The organism is Candidatus Nitrotoga sp. AM1P (assembly GCF_013168275.1).
Taxonomy (GTDB): Bacteria; Pseudomonadota; Gammaproteobacteria; order Burkholderiales; family Gallionellaceae; genus Nitrotoga.
This window is the reverse complement of the sequence record NZ_AP019547.1, coordinates 2104207-2127194: the sequence shown is the minus strand read 5'-3', so window position 1 is coordinate 2127194 and position 22988 is coordinate 2104207. Positions and strand designations below refer to the sequence as shown.

24 protein-coding genes and 1 pseudogene are annotated in these 22988 nt (G+C 49.4%); 5 read left to right on the top strand and 20 right to left on the bottom strand.

Features of this window, described 5'->3' with window-relative positions:
• Positions 1–60 precede the first annotated feature (60 nt).
• The 13 genes from W01_RS09515 to mnmG form a co-directional block, all read right to left on the bottom strand.
• Positions 61–489: a F0F1 ATP synthase subunit epsilon gene (locus W01_RS09515; protein ID WP_173054159.1), complete on the bottom strand. Its 429-nt coding sequence runs from the start codon at positions 487–489 to the stop codon at positions 61–63.
• Positions 490–536: 47 nt separating this feature from the next.
• Positions 537–1958: a F0F1 ATP synthase subunit beta gene (atpD, locus tag W01_RS09510; RefSeq protein WP_173054157.1), complete on the bottom strand. Its 1422-nt coding sequence runs from the start codon at positions 1956–1958 to the stop codon at positions 537–539.
• Between the two features lie 210 nt (positions 1959–2168).
• Positions 2169–3038 (bottom strand): F0F1 ATP synthase subunit gamma, encoded by an 870-nt coding sequence (atpG, locus tag W01_RS09505; protein ID WP_173054155.1) that lies wholly within the window; start codon positions 3036–3038, stop codon positions 2169–2171.
• A gap of 15 nt (positions 3039–3053) precedes the next feature.
• Positions 3054–4595: a F0F1 ATP synthase subunit alpha gene (atpA, locus tag W01_RS09500; RefSeq protein ID WP_173054153.1), complete on the bottom strand. Its 1542-nt coding sequence runs from the start codon at positions 4593–4595 to the stop codon at positions 3054–3056.
• A 31-nt stretch (positions 4596–4626) separates the two neighbouring features.
• Complete coding sequence (locus tag W01_RS09495; RefSeq protein WP_173054151.1) at positions 4627–5160, bottom strand: F0F1 ATP synthase subunit delta; 534 nt, start codon at positions 5158–5160, stop codon at positions 4627–4629.
• Between the two features lie 5 nt (positions 5161–5165).
• On the bottom strand, positions 5166–5636 hold the full coding sequence (locus W01_RS09490; protein ID WP_173054149.1) for a F0F1 ATP synthase subunit B: 471 nt from the start codon (positions 5634–5636) through the stop codon (positions 5166–5168).
• 34 nt (positions 5637–5670) lie between these two features.
• Positions 5671–5913, bottom strand: coding sequence for a F0F1 ATP synthase subunit C (gene atpE, locus W01_RS09485; protein ID WP_173054147.1), 243 nt, complete (start codon positions 5911–5913; stop codon positions 5671–5673).
• 57 nt (positions 5914–5970) lie between these two features.
• Positions 5971–6831 carry a F0F1 ATP synthase subunit A gene (atpB, locus tag W01_RS09480; RefSeq protein WP_173054144.1) on the bottom strand — a complete coding sequence of 287 codons (861 nt, stop codon included), beginning with the start codon at positions 6829–6831 and terminating at the stop codon, positions 5971–5973.
• Between the two features lie 5 nt (positions 6832–6836).
• Positions 6837–7217: an ATP synthase subunit I gene (locus W01_RS09475; protein ID WP_242007082.1), complete on the bottom strand. Its 381-nt coding sequence runs from the start codon at positions 7215–7217 to the stop codon at positions 6837–6839.
• A gap of 46 nt (positions 7218–7263) precedes the next feature.
• Positions 7264–8106 (bottom strand): ParB/RepB/Spo0J family partition protein, encoded by an 843-nt coding sequence (locus W01_RS09470; protein WP_173054140.1) that lies wholly within the window; start codon positions 8104–8106, stop codon positions 7264–7266.
• 12 nt (positions 8107–8118) lie between these two features.
• Complete coding sequence (locus tag W01_RS09465) at positions 8119–8898, bottom strand: ParA family protein (protein WP_173054138.1); 780 nt, start codon at positions 8896–8898, stop codon at positions 8119–8121.
• Between the two features lie 2 nt (positions 8899–8900).
• Entirely contained in the window at positions 8901–9521 is a 621-nt protein-coding gene (gene rsmG / locus W01_RS09460) for a 16S rRNA (guanine(527)-N(7))-methyltransferase RsmG (RefSeq protein ID WP_173054136.1), read from the bottom strand.
• Positions 9518–11455: a tRNA uridine-5-carboxymethylaminomethyl(34) synthesis enzyme MnmG gene (mnmG, locus tag W01_RS09455; RefSeq protein WP_173054134.1), complete on the bottom strand. Its 1938-nt coding sequence runs from the start codon at positions 11453–11455 to the stop codon at positions 9518–9520. Before mnmG ends, rsmG begins: the two co-directional genes overlap by 4 nt.
• Positions 11456–11784: 329 nt before the next feature.
• Between mnmG and W01_RS09450 the strand changes: the two genes are divergently transcribed.
• Positions 11785–11934, top strand: coding sequence for a hypothetical protein (locus W01_RS09450; RefSeq protein WP_173054132.1), 150 nt, complete (start codon positions 11785–11787; stop codon positions 11932–11934).
• Positions 11935–11970: 36 nt separating this feature from the next.
• On the opposite strand, the gene aroC is transcribed toward W01_RS09450, so the two are convergent.
• On the bottom strand, positions 11971–13071 hold the full coding sequence (gene aroC / locus W01_RS09445; protein WP_173054130.1) for a chorismate synthase: 1101 nt from the start codon (positions 13069–13071) through the stop codon (positions 11971–11973).
• A gap of 164 nt (positions 13072–13235) precedes the next feature.
• Here aroC and W01_RS09440 point away from each other — a divergent pair, with 164 nt between their 5' ends.
• Positions 13236–14237, top strand: coding sequence for a zinc-binding dehydrogenase (locus W01_RS09440; RefSeq protein WP_173054128.1), 1002 nt, complete (start codon positions 13236–13238; stop codon positions 14235–14237).
• Positions 14238–14246: 9 nt separating this feature from the next.
• Here the strand turns inward: W01_RS09440 and ubiD are convergent, their stop codons facing one another.
• Genes ubiD through W01_RS09425 form a run of 3 tightly spaced genes read right to left on the bottom strand, consistent with a single transcriptional unit; the run spans position 14247 to position 17460 of the window.
• The gene (ubiD, locus tag W01_RS09435; protein WP_173054126.1) at positions 14247–15710 is read right to left on the bottom strand and encodes a 4-hydroxy-3-polyprenylbenzoate decarboxylase; all 1464 of its coding nucleotides are present in this window, start codon (positions 15708–15710) and stop codon (positions 14247–14249) included.
• The gene (locus W01_RS09430) at positions 15707–16579 is read right to left on the bottom strand and encodes a lysophospholipid acyltransferase family protein (RefSeq protein ID WP_242006927.1); all 873 of its coding nucleotides are present in this window, start codon (positions 16577–16579) and stop codon (positions 15707–15709) included. Before W01_RS09430 ends, ubiD begins: the two co-directional genes overlap by 4 nt.
• Positions 16576–17460 carry a lysophospholipid acyltransferase family protein gene (locus tag W01_RS09425; RefSeq protein WP_173054124.1) on the bottom strand — a complete coding sequence of 295 codons (885 nt, stop codon included), beginning with the start codon at positions 17458–17460 and terminating at the stop codon, positions 16576–16578. Before W01_RS09425 ends, W01_RS09430 begins: the two co-directional genes overlap by 4 nt.
• Positions 17461–17526: 66 nt before the next feature.
• Here W01_RS09425 and metK point away from each other — a divergent pair, with 66 nt between their 5' ends.
• Positions 17527–18690 carry a methionine adenosyltransferase gene (gene metK, locus W01_RS09420; protein WP_173054122.1) on the top strand — a complete coding sequence of 388 codons (1164 nt, stop codon included), beginning with the start codon at positions 17527–17529 and terminating at the stop codon, positions 18688–18690.
• 64 nt (positions 18691–18754) lie between these two features.
• Here the strand turns inward: metK and W01_RS09415 are convergent, their stop codons facing one another.
• The 3 genes and pseudogenes from W01_RS09415 to W01_RS09405 form a co-directional block, all read right to left on the bottom strand.
• The gene (locus W01_RS09415; RefSeq protein ID WP_242006926.1) at positions 18755–19108 is read right to left on the bottom strand and encodes a hypothetical protein; all 354 of its coding nucleotides are present in this window, start codon (positions 19106–19108) and stop codon (positions 18755–18757) included.
• Between the two features lie 229 nt (positions 19109–19337).
• Complete coding sequence (locus W01_RS09410; RefSeq protein ID WP_320416762.1) at positions 19338–20669, bottom strand: alkene reductase; 1332 nt, start codon at positions 20667–20669, stop codon at positions 19338–19340.
• A gap of 221 nt (positions 20670–20890) precedes the next feature.
• Positions 20891–21277, bottom strand: a pseudogene (locus W01_RS09405) (transposase); the annotation flags it as partial.
• Positions 21278–21670: 393 nt separating this feature from the next.
• Between W01_RS09405 and W01_RS09400 the strand changes: the two are divergent.
• On the top strand, positions 21671–22243 hold the full coding sequence (locus W01_RS09400; protein ID WP_173054118.1) for a hypothetical protein: 573 nt from the start codon (positions 21671–21673) through the stop codon (positions 22241–22243).
• Positions 22244–22493: 250 nt separating this feature from the next.
• Positions 22494–22949 carry a ferritin-like domain-containing protein gene (locus W01_RS09395; protein WP_173054116.1) on the top strand — a complete coding sequence of 152 codons (456 nt, stop codon included), beginning with the start codon at positions 22494–22496 and terminating at the stop codon, positions 22947–22949.
• The last annotated feature ends 39 nt before the right edge of the window (positions 22950–22988 follow it).

Sequence of the window (22988 nt, the reverse complement as noted above, 5' to 3'; positions counted from 1 at the left end):
GTATAAACAAAAAAAGCGGCCTAAGCCGCTTTCATTTACGAATCACATTATCCAGCAGACTTAGTGGGGTTGCTTCTTGCGCATTTTCTGAATTGCTTGCAACTGGGCAAGCGCTTCAGATAGCTCAGCTTGTGCGGTAGCGTAGTCAATATCAGAAGCACGGTTCTTCATGGCCTCTTCCGCTGCATGCTTAGCTTCGAGCGAGCGCGCTTCATCCAAGTCTGCACCGCGAATGGCGGTATCAGCTAAAATCGTAACCACGCTGGGCTGAACTTCCAGCATTCCGCCAGAAACGTAAATCAGCATCAATTCGTTTTGATCTGGCAGTTTGAGGCGTACCGAACCTGGTTTAATGCGTGTTAGTAGGGGTGCATGACGTGGGTAGATTCCTAGTTCGCCCATTTCACCTGGAACGACAACCATTTCTACAAGGCCAGAGAAAATGGACGCTTCTGCGCTCACCACATCAACATGAACAGTCATTGCCATAACTTTCCTTATTACTACGACACTTAGTTTAATTACAGCGTTTAATCTTACTGAAGAGTTTTGGCTTTTTCAATTGCTTCATCAATAGTGCCGACCATGTAGAATGCCTGTTCAGGTAAATGATCGTAATCGCCATTGACAATGCCCTTAAATCCCTTGATGGTCTCTTTTAATGTCACATATTTTCCAGGGCTGCCGGTAAACACTTCGGCTACGTGGAAAGGCTGTGACAAGAAACGTTGAATCTTACGCGCACGGGCTACTGCCAGCTTATCTTCGGGTGCCAGTTCGTCCATGCCCAGAATCGCGATAATGTCGCGTAATTCCTTGTAGCGTTGTAACGTCTGCTGTACGCTTCGGGCAACGTTGTAATGCTCTTCACCTACGACTAAGGGATCAAGCTGGCGCGAGGTTGAGTCCAGTGGATCTACAGCGGGGTAAATACCCAAAGAAGCGATGTCGCGTGACAGTACCACGGTGGAATCCAGGTGAAGGAAGGTTGTCGCAGGGGACGGGTCAGTCAAGTCATCTGCCGGTACATACACAGCCTGAATCGAGGTAATTGAGCCAGTTTTAGTTGAGGTAATACGTTCTTGCAAACGTCCCATTTCTTCTGCCAGTGTTGGCTGATAACCTACCGCTGAAGGCATACGCCCCAACAGAGCAGAGACTTCGGTACCCGCTAGTGTGAAACGATAAATGTTGTCTACGAAAAATAGTACGTCGCGGCCTTCATCGCGGAAATATTCCGCCATAGTCAGGCCAGACAACGCTACGCGTAGACGATTGCCTGGGGGCTCGTTCATCTGGCCGAATACCATTGCTACTTTGGACTCTGGCAGATTATCTAACTGGATTACACCCGCTTCCGACATTTCATGATAGAAGTCATTTCCTTCACGGGTACGCTCACCCACACCGGCGAACACGGACAAACCGGAGTGCTGTTTGGCAATATTATTAATGAGTTCTAGCATATTTACGGTCTTGCCAACACCTGCGCCACCGAACAGCCCCACCTTGCCGCCTTTAGCAAAGGGGCATACCAAGTCAATCACCTTAATTCCAGTTTCCAATAAGTCAACCGATGGAGATAGTTCCTCGAATTTAGGCGCCTTTTGGTGAATAGAGCGACGCTCCATACACTTAATTTCACCCACCTCATCGATGGGGCGCCCCAACACGTCCATGATGCGGCCCAAAGTACCATGGCCAACTGGCACGGTAATCTGGTTACCAGTATTGACCACGCCCATTCCGCGACGCAGGCCGTCGGAGGAACCCATGGCAATAGTGCGCACCACACCGTCGCCAATCTGCTGCTGCACTTCCAAGGTCAGGCCTTTTTCAGCAACAGAGCTGCCATCGTCCTGTACTACCAGTGCATCGTAGACTTTAGGTATGTGATCACGGGGAAATTCAACGTCTACCACCGCACCAATACACTGAACAATTTTTCCTTGACTCATCTTGAGGTTCCCCACTTTATATTGATTCTGTACTCGTTGTCGCGGACAGTAGAGTACATCTCTAATTCAAATTTGATTGCGATATGGCTTTGATCAACGAAACTTACATTTACCGTTATACATCTGTTCATATAGGTTAAACGCTATTTTTAGCGCCCCATACTGATTTACAATCTTCAACTTATCAGAGATGCCAACCAATCACGGGTATTAACTTACTGCTGCTGCGCCACCGACAATTTCTGAAATTTCTTTGGTAATCGCTGCTTGACGCGCTTTATTGTAAATCAGTTTAAGTTCGCCTATTACTTCCTTCGCATTATCGGATGCAGCCTTCATCGCTACCATGCGTGCACTTTGTTCGGACGCCTGATTTTCGGTCACCGCGTTATAAACTAATGATTCAATATAGCGCACCAGCAATTCATCCACTACGACCTTGGCATCAGGTTCATAAATGTAATCCCATGTATGGCCATCCGCAGGTTCCAGACTTTCACTCGAGAGCGGCAGTAATTGTTCCATTCTGGGCTCTTGCTTCATGGTGTTAATGAAACCGTTGTAACTAATATAAACTGCATCAATCTCGCCAGCATTGTAAGCATCCAGCATTACCTTGACCGCTCCAATCAGTTTTTCGATGTGCGGAATGTCTCCCAGTCCGATCATATGCGATTTAACTTTTGCACCGATACGGGACATAAAGCTAAATCCTTTATTGCCAATAGCGCATACGCTGACGCCTTTGCTCTCGCCTTCCAATTCCTTCATTCGCGCCACCACCAGACGCAGAACGTTGGTATTAAGGCCACCGCACAATCCTTTGTCCGAGGTGATAATAATCACCGCGACATTTTTGATGACATCGCGTTTTATCAGAAATGGATGCTTATATTCCGGATTAGCGCGCGACAAATGCGCTGCAACTTGACGTATTTTTTCTGCATAAGGGCGCGCGGCACGCATACGCTCTTGAGCCTTACGCATCTTGGAGGCCGCCACCATCTCCATCGCTCGCGTGATCTTGCGCGTATTTTCAACGCTCTTGATTTTAGTTCGTATTTCTTTGCTGCCAGCCATTATCTTGACTCCAGCTTAGTAAATTGCAGTGGATTTGAATTTATCAATTGCAGCAATCAAGATTTTTTCGTTGTCGGCAGACAAATCTTTACTGGATTCGATTGCTTCTTCCAAGGTCTTGTATTGGGATTTCACGAACGTATGCAGCCCGATTTCGAATGCCAGAACTTTGTTCATAGGAACATCATCGAAGGAACCCTTGTTTATCGCGAACAATGTTATTGCCATTTCTGCTACGGATAATGGTGCATATTGCGGTTGTTTCATCAACTCCATTACCAGACGGCCACGTTCCAGCTGTTTGCGAGTAGCCTCATCCAAATCAGAAGCGAATTGCGCGAAAGCAGCTAATTCACGGTACTGCGCTAATGCCAAACGTACGCCGCCACCCAGTTTTTTGATTACCTTAGTTTGTGCTGCGCCGCCCACGCGTGATACTGAAATTCCGGCGTTGATCGCAGGACGGATACCAGCATTGAATAAATCTGTTTCCAGGAAAATCTGACCGTCGGTAATAGAAATTACGTTGGTGGGAACAAAAGCAGATACGTCGCCAGCAGCAGTTTCAATCACCGGCAGTGCAGTCAGTGAACCCGTTTTGCCTTTGACTTCGCCATTGGTAAATTTCTCAACATATTCTTCATTCACTCGTGCACCACGCTCAAGTAAACGGGAATGTAAGTAAAACACATCTCCAGGATAAGCTTCACGACCCGGTGGTCGGCGTAACAGTAATGATATTTGGCGATAAGCCCATGCTTGTTTGGTTAAGTCGTCATAGACAATCAGTGCATCCTGGCCGCGATCGCGATAGTACTCGCCCATCGTGCAACCGGCGTATGGCGCCAGAAATTGCATCGCCGCAGAATCAGAGGCGGTTGCCACAACCACAATGGTGTATTCCATTGCGCCGTGCTCTTCCAGCTTGCGTACTACGTTGGCGACAGTAGAAGCTTTTTGACCGATCGCAACGTAGATGCAGGTCATGTTCTGACCCTTCTGGTTGATGATGGCATCTATCGCTACGGCGGTTTTTCCGGTCTGCCGATCACCTATGATCAGTTCGCGCTGGCCACGGCCAACCGGAACCATAGAATCAATGGCTTTTAGGCCGGTCTGCACGGGTTGTGACACGGACTTGCGGTCAATTACCCCGGGCGCAACCTTCTCTATCTTATCGGTCATTTTAGCGTTGACCGGACCTTTACCGTCAATAGGCTGACCGAGGGCATTCACTACGCGCCCGATCAGTTCAGGGCCGACGGGTACTTCCAGAATCCGACCAGTGCATTTGACAGTGTCGCCCTCGGTAATATGCTCATAGTCACCCAGCACCACTGAACCAACAGAGTCGCGCTCTAGATTGAGCGCCAGACCGAAGGTATTGCCGGGAAATTCGAGCATTTCGCCCTGCATTACGTCTGACAGGCCGTGAATACGTACGATACCATCCGTTACGCTGACCACCGTACCTTCCGTGCGTGCTTGGGATAGCGCGTCGAAATTCTCGATGCGGCTGCGAATCAAATTACTAATTTCAGAAGGGTTGAGCTTCATCTGCTGTTCCTTAATTTCAATAAATCTGCCATTAAGCCAAGGCGTTGGCTAACTCGGAAAGGTGGGTGCGCGCAGAACCATCTATCACTTTGTCACCGGCGCGGATAATTATTCCGCCTAATAATTTGCGGTCAATTTCACAGCTCAGCTTGATTTCACGTCCCATGCGTTTTTTTAGCGCAGCAGTAATCTTTTGCTTTTGTGTTTCGCTCAAATCGAAAGCAGACGTCACCACAACGTCCACATTTTTCTCTGCTTCAGCTCGCATTATCTCGAACAGCATTACGATTTCTGGTAACAGAGAGAGGCGCTGACCTTCTATAAGCAACTTGATAAAGTTACGTTGAGTTTCGCTTACTTTGTCACCGCAAAGTGCTAGCATCAATTCTGCCAGTTGGCTTTTGACTGCACGTGGGCTGGTAATAATTGCACGAATTTCAGGATTAATCACTGCTTGAGCGACTGATTGCAGTATATCCGACCACCCCTTCAAGTCGTCAAGCTCGCGCGCTTCATCGAATGCAGCTTGAGCATAGGGGCGCGCGACAGTAATAGCTTCAGCCATAATAATTAAATTTCCGCTACTAGCTTATCAAGCAAATCGTTATGTGCTGTGGCGTCTATTTCGCGGCCCAGAATTTTGCCTGCGCCAGCCAATGCAATTGCGGACACCTGCGTCCGCAACTGTTCCTTGGCACGAAATACTTCCTGCTCAATCTCAGCCTTCGCTGCCGTAACAATACGTTCGCCTTCTATCTTGGCTTGTGCTTTGGCTTCCTCGACAATTTCACTTGCCCGCTTATCGCCTAGCGCAATGATTTCAGACACTTTTTCTTTTGCTTCGCGGAGAATTTCAGCGGAGCGCTTAGCAGCCAACGCCAAGTCATTTTTACCCCGTTCCGCTGCAGCCAAACCATCTGCAATCCGCTTATTGCGTGCATCCAGCGCTGCCATGATGGGTGGCCACACAAACTTCATGCAAAACCAAACAAACAATGCAAACATGATCGTCTGGCCGATAAGGGTCGCATTAATGTTCATGCAAAAACCTTTCCTTGATTAAAAGCACGCAGGCTTATTGGCCTGCTACTGCAAACAGAACATACATGGCAATACCGACCGCAATCATCGGAACAGCATCAACCAAGCCCATGACCACGAAGAACTGGGTACGCAGCATTGGAATTAGTTCGGGTTGACGAGCAGCGCCCTCAAGGAAGCGGCCACCCAGAATACCAATACCCACTGCGGCACCCAAAGCGCCGAGCCCCATCATGATCGCGCCGGCGATATAAAGCAGTGCTTGTGCCGTATCCATTTGTTTCTTCTCCTATCAGTAAAAGTTAAGTGTTTAAGAAAATAAATTTATCATTTTTTAATGATGTTCCTGATGCGCCATGTCCAAATAAACGATAGTCAGCGTCATGAAAATAAAGGCTTGTAGTGTGACAATCAGGATATGGAAAATTGCCCATCCTAAAGAAAGCAAAATCTGTGAACTGAACAATAATGTACTAGTAAAAGAAAAGCTTACCCAAGATGCACCCATTAGGGCGATCAGGATGAATATCATTTCACCCGCATACATGTTACCGAACAAACGTAATGCCAATGAAACCGGTTTGGCAATCAGGTTGACACCTTCTAGAAACAGATTGACTGGCAAACCAAATTTACCAAATGGCTGTAGCGTCAATTCACCGATAAAACCACCCAGCCCCTTAACCTTGATACTGTAAAAAAGTACCAGCAGGAATACGCCGATGGCCATGCCTATCGTAGCGTTCGGATCCGTTGTAGGAACCAGCTTAAAATGACCTATGCCCATTGGCTGGGTAATCAACGAAATATAGTCGATAGGCACCAGATCCATCAGGTTCATCAGGAAAATCCAGGCAAAAATGGAGAGCGCCAATGGGGCAACTAATGCACTGCGCCCGTTAAATGAGCCACGCACACTACTGTCAATAAATTCGACTACCCATTCCACAAAATTCTGCATGCCACTTGGTACATCGGCACTTATGTGCTTTGCTACCCTGCTGAAAATGAATAAGAACGCCAGTCCTAGTGCCAACGACACCAGAATGGTGTCCATGTTGAACGCCCAGAACCCCATTGCTTTAGCTTCTTCAGCAGTATGCGCGCAATGGAAATGACCCTCCTGGAAGGAGCAGGTCAGATTTTGAAGATGGTGCTTAATATAAGCGGATGTCGTCAGACCTTCAGTGCTCATAAATTTTACACAAAAATTAGTGCTACCCAATAAACCATCAACGTTGCAATGTATGCCACAAATAGCGGCAATACATGCACTTCCTTAAATTGCGTGAAGACCAAAGAGAACAGTAGAATGGTGAATACTAGCTTGTAAGCTTCGGCGCGGTAATGCGCCATAATTATTGCTTTTGGTTCGCTGCCAAGTGGCGCGAACATTTTTTTAGCATAAACCAAGCTGGTTATAAAGCCTACCGCTCCTCCAGCAAAAGCCGAAGCTGCGGCAATTACATTCAGGTACATCAGCATCAACAATGCCATCGCTATGGTTACAGCTAGCTGAATCAAAATAATCCGGCGAACCGCACTGCCCACAACTGCCCCTAATCCTTCGAAGCCCGGCATTCTACTCAATCTCGCTTGCCGGCGTCAACGATTTATTTTCAGAGGTTTATTTCCAACGTGCAATTAGGTCGGCCAAATGATCATGGCTGGTGTAGTTGATAACCAGCTTGCCTGCGCCTTTTTTACCCGCCTTGATTTGTACATGGGTGCCAAGATGCTGGGCAATATCTTCTTGCAATTGCAGGATATCGCGACTGGGTTTGACCTTTTTGTGTTGAAGTACGGGACTCAGCAAATCCTGTACCAGCTTTTCTGCCTCGCGCACTGACAGCCCGTCCGCTACAATTTTGTTGGCGGCAGTGATCTGTTGTACGCCATCCAGCGCTAGTAGCGCTCGGGCATGGCCCATATCGAGGTCACACCCCATCAACATGCCCTGCACCGGCTGCGGCAGCTTGAGCAAGCGCAACAGGTTGCTGGTCGCACTGCGCGAGCGCCCTACCGCATCGGCGGCCGCCATGTGTGTCATCTTGAATTCGTCTATCAGGCGCTGAATACCGACTGCCTCTTCTAAGGGATTTAGATCTTCGCGTTGTATGTTTTCGATCAACGCCATGGCCAGTGCGGCGTTGTCCGCAACCTTGCGTACCAATACCGGCACTTGAACCAGACCAGCCAGCTGAGCGGCACGCCAGCGGCGTTCCCCAGCAATAATCTCGTGACTACCATTGGGTAACAAACGCGCCAGGATCGGCTGCATAACGCCCTGTACTTTGATTGAAGCGGCCAATTCATTGAGTGAGGCTTCATCCATACGGCTGCGCGGCTGATACTTGCCAGGTTTGAGTTCGTCAACCTTCATTTCACTTAGTACATCGCCCTGCTCTTTGCCGCTACCGGCCAGCAACACATCTAAGCCGCGTCCTAATCCTTTGTTTGGTTTTGCCAAGTTATTTCCTTCTTAAGCCGGTACTGATTGCGCCGCCTTATTGAGCAATTCGCCTGCCAGAGCTAGATAGGCCTGCGCACCTTTGGAAGGTTTGTCATGGTGAAGTACCGGCACACCATAGCTGGGCGCTTCCGCCAACCGCACATTACGGGGGATGATAGTACGATAAACTTTCTCGCCAAAGTGTTGTTGCAATTGTTCGGATACCTGCAAAGCTAATGTATTACGTGGATCGAACATGGTGCGCAGCAAACCCTCAATTTCAAGATCCGGATTAAGGTTTGCCCGCACTTTTCGGATGGTGTTGACCAAATCGCTAAGCCCTTCCAAGGCATAATATTCGCATTGCACCGGAATCATGACTGACTGGGCTGCGCACAGTCCGTTAAGGGTAAGCAGATTTAAAGCGGGAGGACAATCAATCAATGCATAATCATATTCAGTCGTCACGGCTTGCAGAGCTTCTTTAAGCCGAATTTCACGCTGTGGCAAATCAACAAGTTCAATTTCGGCACCAGCCAAGTCACGGTTCGCTGGCAGCACGTCATATTTTCCGGCTTCCGAATGAAGACGAACTTCATGTAAGGTTTTGCTTCCCAATAATACGTGGTAAATGGTTGCTGACAGATCACGCTTATTTATACCGCTGCCCATAGTGGCATTACCTTGGGGGTCAAGATCAATCAGCAATACACGTTGTTTAACGGCCGCCAGACTTGCAGCCAGATTAATTGATGTGGTTGTTTTGCCCACCCCCCCTTTTTGATTGGTAATTGCTAGTATTTTGGCCATATTCAAGTGGATTTCAACATAATCAGGCAGCGCGCGGCGGCTAGCCCCGGTACCTGCAACGGAATAATTTGTTCCACGCTGATATCGTTCGGCAACCGTTCCAGTTCCTGTTGCGGAACTCCTTTCATGGCGATCCAGCGTCCTTTTTGATCCAGCAAATGACGCGTCAGCGTAACAAATTTTGCAGTCTCTGCAAAAGCTCGGGAAATGATGCCGTCGAATTTCTCCCCCGCCTGCCAAGCTTCAACACGTGTGCAGTAAATGTTTACGTTGTGTAGCTCCAGTTCGATTTTCACTTGCTGCACAAAACTAGTTTTTTTGCTATTACTATCCAGAAGTGCGAATGTCCATTCCGGGCGCATTAGCGCCAGTATTATACCGGGCAAACCTGCACCGCAACCCACGTCTAGCCAACGACCAGGCCATAAATGTGGTAACACGGCAAGGCTGTCCAGTAAATGTCCGCTTATCATCTGTTCCGGCTGACGAATGGCCGTCAGGTTATAAACCCGATTCCATTTCTGCAACATTTCAAGATAACTGAACAGCTTGCGCTGTACTTCTGGTGCAACATCCAGCCCCAGTTGTGTGATACCTAGCACCAGCTCATCGGCCTGATTCACGCGCTTTGCTGCACTTTCTCGCCTTCTGGTGGATCTTTAATATCTGTTGTGATTACATTACTCTGAAAACCGCGTTTCAGATGAACCAATAACAGGGAGACCGCCGCTGGCGTTATTCCGGAAATACGGGCTGCTTCTCCTACTGTCTCTGGCATGTGTTGATTGAGTTTTTGTTGTGCTTCAATTGATAGGCCAAGCACCGTACGATAGTCCATTATTCCAGGTAGCCGCATGTTTTCATTATGCTCGTTGCGAGCTATCTCATCGCGCTGTCGCTCGATGTAGCCGTGGTATTTGGCTTGAATTTCCACCTGCTCTGCCACTTTTTCATCGGTCACCGGTTCACCCGCCCCGGGTAAAGTCATCAGGCTGGCATAGCTTACATCGGGGCGGCGTAAAAGCTCATATAGCGCATATTCGCGCTCGATCCCTTTGCCCAGCACACGTTCTGCATCTTCCTGGGGTAACAACTTGGGGTTAACCCAAATGGATTTCAGCCGTTCTTGTTCGCGTGTAATTGCAGTACGCTTCAACTCAAATGCCTGCCAATGGGCATCATCTACCACACCTAGACTACGACCGATTTCTGTTAAACGCAGGTCTGCATTATCTTCACGTAGTTGAAGGCGATATTCGGCCCGACTGGTAAACATACGATAGGGCTCAGACACGCCACGCGTAATCAAGTCATCGACCAATACGCCCAGATAGGCCTCATCGCGACGCGGGCACCAACTTTCTTTGCCAAGCGCACGCAATGCGGCATTAATGCCCGCCAGTAAACCTTGGGCGGCCGCTTCCTCGTATCCTGTGGTGCCATTAATTTGGCCGGCAAAGAATAGGTCAGTGATAGCTTTGGTTTCCAATGAATGCTTCAAACCGCGCGGATCAAAATAATCATATTCAATTGCATAGCCAGGGCGTGTGATATGCGCATTCTCCAAGCCTTTTATGGAACGCACTAGCGCCAACTGTACATCGAAAGGCAAGCTGGTGGAAATCCCGTTTGGATAGATCTCGTGAGTAGTCAACCCCTCCGGTTCCAAAAAAATCTGGTGCGACTCTTTGTCGGCAAAGCGCGTGATTTTGTCTTCGATAGACGGGCAATAGCGTGGCCCCACACCCTCGATTACTCCGGTGAACATGGGGGAACGATCTAACCCACCGCGAATAATATCGTGCGTGCGTTGATTGGTATGGGTAATCCAGCAAGATAATTGTTGCGGATGCTGTTGTACCCGTCCCATGAATGAGAATACCGGCACCGGCATATCACCAGGTTGCTCGGTCATCACGGAATAATCAATACTGCGCCCATCAAGGCGCGGTGGCGTGCCAGTTTTCAGTCGACCCATCGGTAACTTAAGTTCACGCAAACATTGCGCTAAACTAAAAGACGGGGGATCGCCCGCCCGACCTGCCTGATAGTTGGTCTGCCCAATGTGAATCAGGCCAGAAAGGAAAGTCCCGGTTGTCAGTACAACGGTTTTTGCAGCAAAACGTAAGCCCAGCTGGGTAGAAACCCCACATACCTTACCATTTTCTACCAGTAAATCATCCACCGCCTGTTGAAATAACCAAAGGTTAGGGGTGTTTTCTAAGCGCTTGCGAATGGCTTGCTTGTATAGTAGTCGATCTGCCTGAGCGCGCGTGGCGCGTACTGCTGGGCCTTTAGAGGAGTTGAGGATGCGAAATTGGATGCTCGACTCATCAGCCGCCGCCGCCATAACGCCACCCAAGGCATCGATTTCCTTGACTAAATGCCCCTTGCCTATGCCGCCAATGGAGGGATTGCACGACATTATCCCGAGCGTTTCAATGTTATGTGTGAGCAACAAAGTGGTGCAACCCATGCGTGCGCTAGCGAGCGCAGCCTCTGTCCCGGCGTGACCGCCACCTACAACAATTACATCGAATTTTTTCGGGAAATCCATCTTTGTGTTCTTGATCGGTTGGTTACAGAAACGGTAATTTGCTTGATGAAACGGAGGGGCGCATCATACATCAAAATGTTAGGAAGACAGAAAACCTCCCAATAGTTGTTTCACGTGAAACCATTATTTCTCAATTTTTAAGCGGTTTTAAGGTGGGGCGGATTCAAGTTCGAAGTGCAACACATTGTCAATTCACCTTTATTGCATAAAGACCAAGGGGTTGGTACTTCTGGCGGAGTCAAGGGTGGCTAAACCGCGCCACGTGTGGTGCTTGCCCTTGATGCTGCCAGAAGTATCGATCAAACTTAAAAAAGCAATGAAAACACCTGATGCAACCCGTGTTGCACTTCGAGCTTGAATCCGCCAGTGAAGATACCGAACAAAAATTACGTCACGCCATGCCATCCGGCTGGTATTTGGAACGTTTTGCGTTACCGCGCTACGCAGCGTATCAAGTCAGCAACAACGCGGCCGGGTAAATGGCAAAATAGTTGCGTGACATGGAATTTCGAATGCTAGTTAATCTTGCCCGGAACTTTCGGCGTGGTGCATACCACGTCTGCGTTCTGAGCTCGATGGCGCAGAGCATGATCGATCAGTACCAAGGCCAGCATGGCCTCGGCGATGGGCGTAGCGCGAATGCCTACGCACGGGTCGTGGCGACCATGGGTTTCCACGAGCGTTGGTTCACCCGTTTTATTGATGGAGCGACGCGGCAGGCGGATGCTGGAAGTGGGTTTTATGGCGACATGCGCCACAATATCCTGTCCGGTGGAAATGCCGCCCAGTATGCCGCCAGCGTGGTTGGATAAAAAACCTTGCGGAGTGATTTCGTCACCATGCTCACTGCCTTTCTGCGTTACTGAAGCGAAGCCGGCACCAATCTCTACTCCTTTTACAGCATTAATGCTCATCATGGCGTAGCCAATTTCGGCATCGAGACGGTCATACACCGGCTCGCCCCAGCCTACAGGCATATGTTCAGCTACCACCGTGAGCTTTGCACCGATGGAATCGCCGGATTTGCGCAAAGCATCCATGTACGCTTCCAGCTGCTCAACATAACTGTCATCGGCGACAAAGAAGGGATTACAGTTGACTTCATCCCAACTCTTGAATGGCACCACTATTTCACCCAATTGCGATAAATAGCCACGTATCACAACACCATAACGCTCATTCAGCCACTTTTTCGCAATCGCTCCAGCTGCTACGCGCACCGCGGTCTCGCGCGCAGACGCTCGCCCGCCACCACGATGGTCGCGGATGCCGTATTTCTGCCAATAAGTATAATCGGCATGGCCGGGACGAAAGCTTTCGGCGATGTTGCCATAGTCTTTACTACGTTGGTCTTCGTTGCGGATCAACAACGCGATCGGTGTGCCAGTGGTCTTGCCTTCAAAGATGCCGGATAAAATTTCTACCGTGTCTGACTCGCGTCTTTGGGTGACGTGGCGCGAAGTGCCGGGCTTGCGTCGATCCAGTTCGCGTTGAATGTCTACTGTGCTTAATGTCATCCCAGGCGGACAACCATCTACCACGCAACCGATCGCAGCGCCATGCGATTCGCCGAAAGATGTCACGCAGAATAAAGTACCAAAAGTATTTCCTGACATGGTTAAACTCGCTAAATTTATGAAGCAAGTTTAACATATCACACCTCTCTCAAGTCGCTCCAACTATGCGGTTGATGTGCAATGATCTTGTCTGAGAGATTTGTCTGAGAGATTTGCGGCTTCGGCCCGATTACCCCGCTCACTATTCATTCCTGGCTATGTAAATGAAAGCAATTTTAATGACCGCCGCAGGCAGCCCCGATGTGCTGCAACCGTGTGAAATTCCCCTACCCAAACTACCCTCAGAACACCATGTGCGGGTCAAGCTGGCCGCCGCGGGCGTCAATCCGCTGGACACCAAGCTGCGCACCAAGCCAGCCTATTACCCCGACAAACTGCCCGCGATTCTGGGTTGCGATGGTGCCGGTGTCGTAGATGTCATTGGCACGGCCGTGACACGTTTTACGGTCGGTGACGCGGTCTACTTCTGCAACGGTGGCATCGGCGACGAGCCCGGCTGTTATGCCGAATATACCAACGTGCATGAAGACTACTGCGCTTTCAAACCAGCCAACCTCAGCTTGCATGAGAGTGCTGCGTTACCACTGGTACTGATCACCGTGTGGGAAGCGCTAATCGAACGCGTTAATCTGCAAGCCAACCAAACGATCCTCATCCATGCCGCGGCGGGGGGTGGCGGGCATATCGCCGTGCAACTCGCCCGCCATCTGGGCGCGCATGTCGCGGTAACCGTAAGCGATGACAAGAAAGCCGGGCTGGTGCAGGGTCTCGGTGCAGAAAAAATCATTAACTACCGCGAGCAGGATTTCGTGCAGGAAGCGCTTGTCTGGACAGCTGGTAAGGGTGTGGAGGTGGTCTTTGACACGGTAGGTGGCGAGGTTTTCCTGCGCTCGTTGAATGCAGCGCGCATTGGCGGAAAAATAGTCAGCTTGCTGTCCACGCCGCTGTCACTGGCTGACACCCAACTGGCGCGACTGCGCAATCTGTCGTTGTGTTACGAGCTTATGCTCACGCCGCAAATTATGCATTTGCATGATGAGCGTATTCGTCAGCGCAAAATTCTGGAACAGGGCGCGCAGCTAATTGAAACGGGTAAACTCGGCGTGCTGGTGAATAGGATGTTGCCATTGGAAGATGTTGCCCAAGCACATCGCCTCATTGAACAAGGCGGCGTCACGGGCAAGATCGTGCTGGTGATGGATTAATACGGGCACCTACAAGCCCAGCTCCACCCATATTGCATCTACACGGCGTTTGGTTGCGTCGTCCATCGCAATGGGCGTACCCCATTCGCGTTGCGTTTCCCCCGGCCATTTGTTGGTCGCATCCAGCCCCATCTTGCTGCCCAGGCCGGATACCGGACTGGCGAAGTCCAGATAATCAATGGGCGTGTGGTCCACCAGCAGTGTGTCGCGTGCGGGATCGACGCGTGTGGTGATCGCCCAGATGACTTCCTGCCATTTACGGATATCGATGTCGTCATCCACCACGATGATGAACTTGGTGTACATGAACTGGCGCAGATAGGACCAGATGCCAAACATCACGCGCTTGGCATGTCCTGGATACTGCTTCTTCATGGATACAATTGCCAAACGATAAGAACAGCCTTCCGGCGGCAGGTAGAAATCCGAAATCTCGGGAAACTGCTTTTGTAGAAGTGGCACGAACACTTCGTTTAATGCCACGCCCAAAATGGCCGGTTCATCGGGCGGTTTGCCGGTATAGGTGGAGTGATAAATGGGATTGCGACGCATGGTAATGCGTTCAATGGTGAATACCGGAAATTTTTCCTGCTCATTGTAATAACCAGTATGGTCACCGAATGGGCCTTCCAACGCGATATCATGAGGGTGAATTATCCCTTCCAGCACGATCTCGGCGCTGGCAGGCACTTGCAAATTGTTACCAATACATTTAACCAATTCGGTTTTCGATCCCCGTAACAAGCCGGCAAATTGATATTCAGACAAGCTGTCCGGCACTGGGGTGACCGCACCCAAAATGGTAGCCGGGTCGGCACCGATCACCACTGCCAGTGGAAACGGCTGGCCCGGATACGTTTTGCACCACTCCTGAAAATCCAGCGCTCCTCCGCGATGCGCCAGCCAGCGCATAATGACTTTGTTGGGTGCGATCACCTGCTGGCGGTAAATACCAAGATTCTGGCGCGGTTTATTGGGGCCGCGGGTAACCACCAGCCCCCAGCTAATCAGCGGTGCGATATCTCCTGGCCAGCAAGTTTGTATTGGCAGCCTGCTCAGGTCTACTTCGCTGCCTTCCCATACGATTTCCTGACAGGCAGCGCTCGAAACTACCTTGGGCGTCATATTTAATACCTGCTTTAATATCGGCCATTTGTTCCAGGCGTCTTTCAAACCTTTGGGCGGCTCGGGTTCTTTCAGGTACGCCAGTAATTTACCCACTTCGCGCAACGCCGTTACGCTTTCCTCGCCCATGCCCAATGCTACGCGGTGTGGTGTGCCGAACAAATTCGCCAGCACCGGCATATTGTGTCCTGCAGGATTATCAAACAGCACAGCAGGACCTTGTGCGCGCAACACGCGATCGCAGATTTCCGTCATCTCCAGATGTGGAGAAACTGAGGTAATCACGCGCTTGAGTTCACCCAGTTTTTCTAATTGCGAGATAAAGTCTCGCAAGTCACGATATTTCATTTGTAAAAACTTTCTTCGCCCTCGGGCCGAGTTTTAAATCGTCTGTGCAGCCAGAAATATTGTTCCGGCATTTCCCGCACTCGCTGTTCGATGAATTCGTTGATGCGGCGGGTGTCAGCTACCAAATCATGGGTAGGATAGTTTTCCCACGCAGGATAGAAGCGTACCTCATACCCCTTGTAATCCGGCAATATACGCGTGATACACGGTACCACCTTTGCGTTGGCCATTGATACCAGGCGAGGTAAAGTCGCCAACGTAGCTGCGGGTATGCCAAAGAATGGAACGAACACACCATCCTTGGTGGTCCAATCCTGGTCCGTAAAATAATAAAATGGCCGACATTCGCGTAATGACTTTACTACCGGACGCATGCCCGCTTGTCGCGCATATAAATATTGCTTGCCAAAACGTGCGCGTTTCTGCAACACCAAGTTTTGCATGTAAGTATTCTTTTGTTTGGAGTACACGCTAACTCCATCTGTATGCTGGGTAATCCAGGACCCACCGACATCCAGAGCGGCAAAATGTGCGGTAAGCAAAATCAGTGGATTACCAAGTGCATTTTGAAAATGCTCTACCCCTTCAACCCGTATCAACTTCTGGATGCGCTCGCGGCTGCACCACCATAAAATCCCCCGTTCCACAATGCTGCGACCGAAGGCGTTAAAATTTTTCTGTACCAGCTGCGACCGCTGTGCTTCGTTCAATTCGGGGAAACATAAACGCAAATTGATGCTTGCTACGCGACGCCGCCTGGCTGAAAACAGATAAAGCAGCGTTCCCAGGATATTACCGATCCACGCTTGCAGTCGGTATGGAAGGAAATGGAGTAGCCACAGCAGAAAAACACCAAAACGCACCATCATATTGGATTTACGTCTTGTGTGCTGGCGGGCTTAATGCCTGCTGGAATCTTGTAACGATTGTAGCTCCACAAATATTGTGCAGGATTTATGAGCACCAATTCTTCCAGTGCCGCATTGACTTGCCTGCTGATGGGTAAATCAGCAACGAAATTCAGTGGCGTGAAGCGTAGGATATATCCCGACCCATGCGCCAATCGTTCGGCGGATGTCATTACTACCGAAGCGCCGCTGGATTTCACCAAGCGCCCAATCAATGTCATGGTATAGGCGGGTCGCCCAAAAAAATCTGCCCATTCTCCCTCGCCATTGCCGGGCACCTGATCTGGCAAAAGCCCGATTGCTTCAGCCCGCTTGAGTGCTTTATATAGCTGGCGCACCCCGCCCACATCGGTACGCGCTAACCGTAATTGGGCTCGTTCGCGACCGTTACGCATTACCTGCTCTAGCCAAATTAACTTAGGGGGGCGATACAGTACGGTGAGTGGCATGTGTTCAGCGACATATAGGGCTGATACATCGAAACATCCTAAGTGCGGCGTTAAAAAAATTATTCCCTTGCCACGTGCACGAGCCGCTTCGATATGCTCCCAGCCATAGCATGCTTTGACGCTGGCGGTCACCTCTGCTAGCGGTCGGCACCAAATCCACAGCAATTCGGCCGCCCCCTTGCCCGTTTCAACTATGCTGGCGTTTAACACCTTGCGAAAATCTCCTTGGGGACGGCCTTTCCATGCATGGCCGAGATTTTCGCGCATTCGTTCGGCATACTTATCGGACAGACGATAAATCAATCTGCCCACCACGGCTCCTAGGCGGTGTAACACACTCAGCGGCAAACGCGCTACCAAATTGAATAACCAGGTTACAAGGGAAGATATCATGGGGGTAATTACAACCGAGTTATTGCTATAATCAATTACTTTCTCAACCAATTATCACGGAGCGCTATGAGTGAATTTCTGTTTACATCCGAATCAGTGTCTGAAGGTCACCCCGACAAAGTTGCGGATCAAATTTCCGATTCCATTCTGGATGCTATTCTAGCGCAAGACCCCTATGCGCGAGTAGCCGCTGAGACATTAGTCAACACAGGCCTCGTGGTGCTTGCCGGTGAAATAACGACCAGCGCTAATGTGGACTATATCAACGTGGCGCGCGATTGTATCAAGCGCATCGGCTATGATAATACCGAATATGGCATAGACTACAAAGGTTGTGCCGTGCTTGTTGCTTATGACAAGCAAAGTTCGGACATCGCTCAAGGCGTTGATCGCGCATCTCATGAGTATATGGATCAGGGTGCTGGGGATCAAGGTCTGATGTTCGGTTACGCTTGCGATGAAACTCCAACGTTGATGCCGCTGCCAATTTATCTGGCGCACCGCGTAGTTGAGCGTCAGTCGCAACTTCGCCGCGATGGCCGTCTTAATTGGTTGCGTCCGGATGCTAAAGCACAAGTTACTATCCGTTATGAGGATGGCAAGCCACACTCCATTGACACGGTATTGTTATCTACTCAGCACTCTCCCGAAATGTCGTTAGAGACCATTCGTGAAGCCGTAATTGAAGATATTATCAAGCCCGTGTTACCACAGGAACTAATCAAAAGTGACATTAAGTATCTGGTAAATCCCACTGGCCGTTTTGTGATTGGTGGCCCGCAAGGTGATTGCGGCTTGACTGGGCGCAAGATTATTGTGGATACCTATGGGGGTTCTGCTCCGCATGGCGGGGGTGCATTTTCCGGCAAGGATCCATCCAAAGTGGATCGTTCAGCGGCCTATGCTGGCCGCTATATCGCCAAGAACATTGTAGCTGCTGGTTTGGCCAGCAAATGCCTGATCCAGATTTCCTACGCGATTGGCGTGGCTCAGCCCACCAGTGTGTGGGTCACCAGTTATGGCACTGGAAAAATTTCTGACGAAAAGATTGCAGAGTTGGTAAAAAAACATTTTGACCTGCGGCCAAAAGGTATTGTGCAAATGCTCGATTTATTGCGCCCGATTTATACCAGTACTGCTGCTTATGGCCACTTTGGTCGCGAAGAACCAGGGTTTACTTGGGAAGCAACAGATAAGGCATCTGCCCTGCGAGCTGAGGCTGGACTATAAATCTCTGCAAATTGATTACAAAGGGTTCCGTCAAGCGCAGGTCTAAGGATGATTGAAAAATATATTATTCTATATTTTTAACATTGGAAACAAAAAACTCCGTGTTACCAAAACAACTTGTTGGAAGCCCTTTGTATTGATCGTAATTGAGCGCTATTTGTTTACCGAGACTTTGATTGATCTTGTCAGCAACGGTATTATTTCTTACCGTGAAGTGAAATTTTTCAGGGACTTGGCCAGGAAGAGACATCATGCTTAATTCACCTTCCCATGTTTTACATACCCATCCTGTTTTTGAAAACTTTTGAACATATCCAGCTCGCTCACCAGTTGAATAGCTCCAGGTAAAAGCAAACCACAGATAAAGAGCGCAGAGAGCGAATAATATTGCCGCTACAATGACAACATTTTTAATCAAGTTTGTTTTTGTCGTTATCGAATTCATGAGCTTGTGAAATTGTTAGGTTGACAGGCTGAGTGGGAGCCTTAAAATTTCTGCTTATGCACTTGCTCCCGCTCTCCTGAATATTCCCTGCTGTCAGAGACGTTTAGTGCATAGGAACTCAATATTTAAAAACATCTCCTTATGATGTTTGATCTTGAGTAATTGCTTACCTTGCCTAAACACAATTCCCCTTACTGCGACACTAAAATGGCAACGATGGATAATCGATATAACCAGCTGCATCGCCGCCATAGAACGTTGCCATATCCGGTGCGTTGTAATCTCTGCGTTCCCGCAACCGCAATAGTAAATCTGGGTTGGCAATAAAGAGCGCGCCGAATGATACGAAGTCAGCGGTCTTCTCAACAATTGCCGCCTCGGCACGTGCTGCATCGTAACCGCCATTTGCTATGTATTTACCTCTGAACAAGCTTCGTAAGCGCTTAAAATCGAATGTTGAAGGATGTTCTTCAACTACATGTATATAAGCCAGATCGAAACGATTCAACTGTTCGACGACGTATTCGAAGGTCTCTTGCGGTGTCGAATCGAAAATGTCGTTTAACGGATTGACGGGGGACAGACGAACGCCGACTTTTTGTGATGGATACACGCTGCATACCGCCTGAATTACTTCAAACAGCAAGCGGCTGCGATTCTCGATTGGGCCACCGTACTCGTCCGTCCGTTGATTTGTGCTATCCCGCAAAAATTGGTCGAGCAGATACCCATTCGCGGCATCGATTTCTATGCCATCCAGCCATGCTTCTTCTGCATTAAGCGCAGCTTGCCTATATTGCTCGACGATGCCCGCCATCTCAGCAACTTCAAGCGCACGGGGCGTAACGAAGGGCACCATTCCTTGTGGTGTAAAAACCTCCCCTGCCGGCTGAATAGCAGAGGGCGCGACTGGCAAACTTTGGAATGGCTGTAGCGATGGATGCGAGATTCGTCCAACATGTGATAGGTTCATAAAGATCTTGCCTCCCGTTCTGGAAACGTGGGCAGTCACCATTTTCCAGCCTTCTATCTGTTCACGGGTGGTTATGCCCGGTGTGCCCGGATAACCAATTCCTTGAGCAGAAACTTGAGTGGGTTCGGAAATGATCAAGCCAGCACAACAGCGTTGAGAGTAGTACATTGCATTCATCGCATTCGGGACGTTGCCTAGCGCAGCCCGGCTGCGGGTCATGGGCGCCATAACCACTCGGTTATTCAGCTCAAGCGCCCCGAGCCATCCTTTTCTATACAAGGGATGTATTTCTGGTGGCAAAATATGTGACATATCTGTCCATCCAGAAGGACTGGATTCACGCTTGACTGGTTTTTTCTTAGGGTAATTTCTAGGATCAGCGACCAGATTAGGGTTCTCGTTGAGAGCCTTGGGAACATCGGGATAAGCGGGAACCATGGGAGGATTGTCATCAATATCCCAGTCCTCCATCGGAATCATGGGTATGTCTTTTTTAGACGCCTTGCCGGTAACAGGTATAGGTTGGTCGGTACTAGGTGTGAGTTTGTCGTCGTTTGGCATGAGTTTGTCGTCGTTAGATACTTTAAGAGAAAGTTATTATAGCTTGTTCTATTGGCTCATCAACCCGAACGTTTATAAATTTGCTTAACGACCTAAGGAAACGCTGAATAATTCACCCCGCCATAGGCCCTGGGGTGAGTTTTGTAGTTTTTGTCAAAAAACTGGCTTGTTTTTAGTATGAATCGCGGCGATTTTCGAGTCATTATCTTCATTTCCCGTTTTCAAAACGCACCTTGGGTGTGTACGTTGAGTAACCACCGACGAGCCAGCATCAAATTAGCGAGACCAAACAGTGAGAACAATTGGGCGGTATTTTTAGCCAATCTTTGGTAACGCGCCTTGCGATGACGAAACAAGTTCTTCACCACATGGAAGGGATGCTCGACCTTGGCGCGAATGCTGGCTTGGGTATGCTCAATCTTTTCCAGTAGTTCGCCCTCTGTCGTGTTGGGCAATGCCTTGCGTTTCTCCGGTCGTATTGCGACATGCCAGGTCACGGGTAGCTCCAGATTCTCTTCCCGCTTCCCGTCCTTGTTCTTGCTTGAGGGCGCCGCTGCGATCAGTGTGGCATCGACGATCGTGCCTTCCCGAAGAAACAGGCCCTTCTCGTTCTCAGATTGACGAATTATTCCAACCAGCGCGCGGGAATAAATCAGTGTTTCCCTAAAAAATTCCTATTTCTATGAACTTGGTGGTGTAGATCACCATGTCAAAAATTCGGAATTGGTTACAGACTACCATCGTGTTCGATGTTCATCGGATAGATGCGGTCATCTGTCTTGAGAATGTGCCACCACGCAGCAAAACTAAGGAAAACAGGTGTGAGTTTTTAAGATTCTCGTATCAAAAATAAGGAAATTGCTTATTCCATTTTGGCTTCGTGTAGGTAGTATTTGCTACCTATGATGCTCTCCAGACCGAAAAATGTCTCATCAGCATTTGATATTTACTAAAACTACGGGCTGTTGATGTTTCCAGTAATTAATCTAAAGGAGACCAAAATGTACCAACTGAATAAAATTGTAAGCGGCATGATGGGACTCGCAGCATTGTCTGTATTGACAACGAATGGCTATGCCGCAGATGCAAAAATGGCGGCGAGTGATAAAAAAATGATCGCGAGCGCGATGTCCGCAGCGCCAGCCAAGGTTGCGAAGGATGCAACCATCGTGGCCATGGAGGCAAGTGGCAAAATGCGCACCCTGCGCCAAGGAACAAACGGCTTCACGTGTATGCCGGACAATCCGGCGACGCCTGGGCCCGATCCTATGTGCATGGATAAGAATGCCATGGAATGGGTCCATGCATGGCTTGCACACACGAACCCCATCCCAGGGAAAGTCGGTTTTATGTACATGCTCTCCGGCGGAACCGACGCCAGTAATACTGACCCCTATGCGACCAAGCCCGAGGCCAATAATCATTGGATCAAGACCGGGCCTCACGTGATGATCGTCGGCGCCGATGCCAGCTTCTACGATACGTATCCGAAGAGTGCTGATCCAGATGTCTCGCTCCCCTTTGTAATGTTTGCAGACACGCCGTACCAGCACTTGATGGCACCGGTTAAGTAAATATCGGTTCACGCTAGAAAAACAATTCAAGCTACATAAAAAAACAGGAGGCAGGCCACGGTTTTTTGTGACTTTCAATTTGAAGAAACCGTGGCCTGTTTTCAAGCTGCGCCGAACTTGAAAAACTCTCGGGTAAAACATCTCTGCGTGTTTATGTTGCTAAGGAGAGTTCTAACTCGGTTACCGTGATTGACGTGCTGCACTCGCAAGCCGTTGGTACCAACTTAATTTCATATAGGAGAAATTGATCATGGACAAAGACGCCGTACTGAAAATACTTAATCGCATTATGGAACTGGAGCTATCCGGTGTGGTGCGCTACACCCATTACGCGCTGATGGTGTACGGCTACAACCGCATCCCCATCGTGGACTGGTTGCAGAAGCAAGCCGAGGAGGGACTGGTTCACGCACGCCAGGCCGGTGAACTTGTGACCTGGCTGGGTGGGCATCCGTCGCTGGGCATCGGCCATCTGCTGGAAACACACACCCACGATATCGGCGACATTATGCGCGAATCGCTGGCGCATGAAGTAGAGGCTCTGCAGGCCTATTACGAATTACTTGCTCTCGCTAAGGACAAGGATGTCCGGCTCGAAGAATATGCTCGCAACATGATCGCTCAAGAAACCGCGCATCAGGATGAGGTGAACAAGATGTTGCGCAAGCCGGGACAGACTGATGCATTCTCGGCCACAGGAAGGTAGCTGCGTGATTTATTAAAACAGTAAAGCAGGGAAAGGAAA

Bases quoted from the DNA above. Each gene is read 5' to 3' on its own strand.
- W01_RS09515 (WP_173054159.1), bottom strand. From the start codon at position 489: ATGGCAATGACTGTTCATGTTGATGTGGTGAGCGCAGAAGCGTCCATT.
- atpD (WP_173054157.1), bottom strand. From the start codon at position 1,958: ATGAGTCAAGGAAAAATTGTTCAGTGTATTGGTGCGGTGGTAGACGTT.
- atpG (WP_173054155.1), bottom strand. From the start codon at position 3,038: ATGGCTGGCAGCAAAGAAATACGAACTAAAATCAAGAGCGTTGAAAAT.
- atpA (WP_173054153.1), bottom strand. From the start codon at position 4,595: ATGAAGCTCAACCCTTCTGAAATTAGTAATTTGATTCGCAGCCGCATC.
- W01_RS09495 (WP_173054151.1), bottom strand. From the start codon at position 5,160: ATGGCTGAAGCTATTACTGTCGCGCGCCCCTATGCTCAAGCTGCATTC.
- W01_RS09490 (WP_173054149.1), bottom strand. From the start codon at position 5,636: ATGAACATTAATGCGACCCTTATCGGCCAGACGATCATGTTTGCATTG.
- atpE (WP_173054147.1), bottom strand. From the start codon at position 5,913: ATGGATACGGCACAAGCACTGCTTTATATCGCCGGCGCGATCATGATG.
- atpB (WP_173054144.1), bottom strand. From the start codon at position 6,831: ATGAGCACTGAAGGTCTGACGACATCCGCTTATATTAAGCACCATCTT.
- W01_RS09475 (WP_242007082.1), bottom strand. From the start codon at position 7,217: ATGCCGGGCTTCGAAGGATTAGGGGCAGTTGTGGGCAGTGCGGTTCGC.
- W01_RS09465 (WP_173054138.1), bottom strand. From the start codon at position 8,898: ATGGCCAAAATACTAGCAATTACCAATCAAAAAGGGGGGGTGGGCAAA.
- mnmG (WP_173054134.1), bottom strand. From the start codon at position 11,455: ATGGATTTCCCGAAAAAATTCGATGTAATTGTTGTAGGTGGCGGTCAC.
- W01_RS09450 (WP_173054132.1), top strand. From the start codon at position 11,785: ATGCAACCCGTGTTGCACTTCGAGCTTGAATCCGCCAGTGAAGATACC.
- aroC (WP_173054130.1), bottom strand. From the start codon at position 13,071: ATGTCAGGAAATACTTTTGGTACTTTATTCTGCGTGACATCTTTCGGC.
- W01_RS09440 (WP_173054128.1), top strand. From the start codon at position 13,236: ATGAAAGCAATTTTAATGACCGCCGCAGGCAGCCCCGATGTGCTGCAA.
- ubiD (WP_173054126.1), bottom strand. From the start codon at position 15,710: ATGAAATATCGTGACTTGCGAGACTTTATCTCGCAATTAGAAAAACTG.
- W01_RS09430 (WP_242006927.1), bottom strand. From the start codon at position 16,579: ATGATGGTGCGTTTTGGTGTTTTTCTGCTGTGGCTACTCCATTTCCTT.
- W01_RS09425 (WP_173054124.1), bottom strand. From the start codon at position 17,460: ATGATATCTTCCCTTGTAACCTGGTTATTCAATTTGGTAGCGCGTTTG.
- metK (WP_173054122.1), top strand. From the start codon at position 17,527: ATGAGTGAATTTCTGTTTACATCCGAATCAGTGTCTGAAGGTCACCCC.
- W01_RS09410 (WP_320416762.1), bottom strand. From the start codon at position 20,669: ATGCCAAACGACGACAAACTCACACCTAGTACCGACCAACCTATACCT.
- W01_RS09400 (WP_173054118.1), top strand. From the start codon at position 21,671: ATGTACCAACTGAATAAAATTGTAAGCGGCATGATGGGACTCGCAGCA.
- W01_RS09395 (WP_173054116.1), top strand. From the start codon at position 22,494: ATGGACAAAGACGCCGTACTGAAAATACTTAATCGCATTATGGAACTG.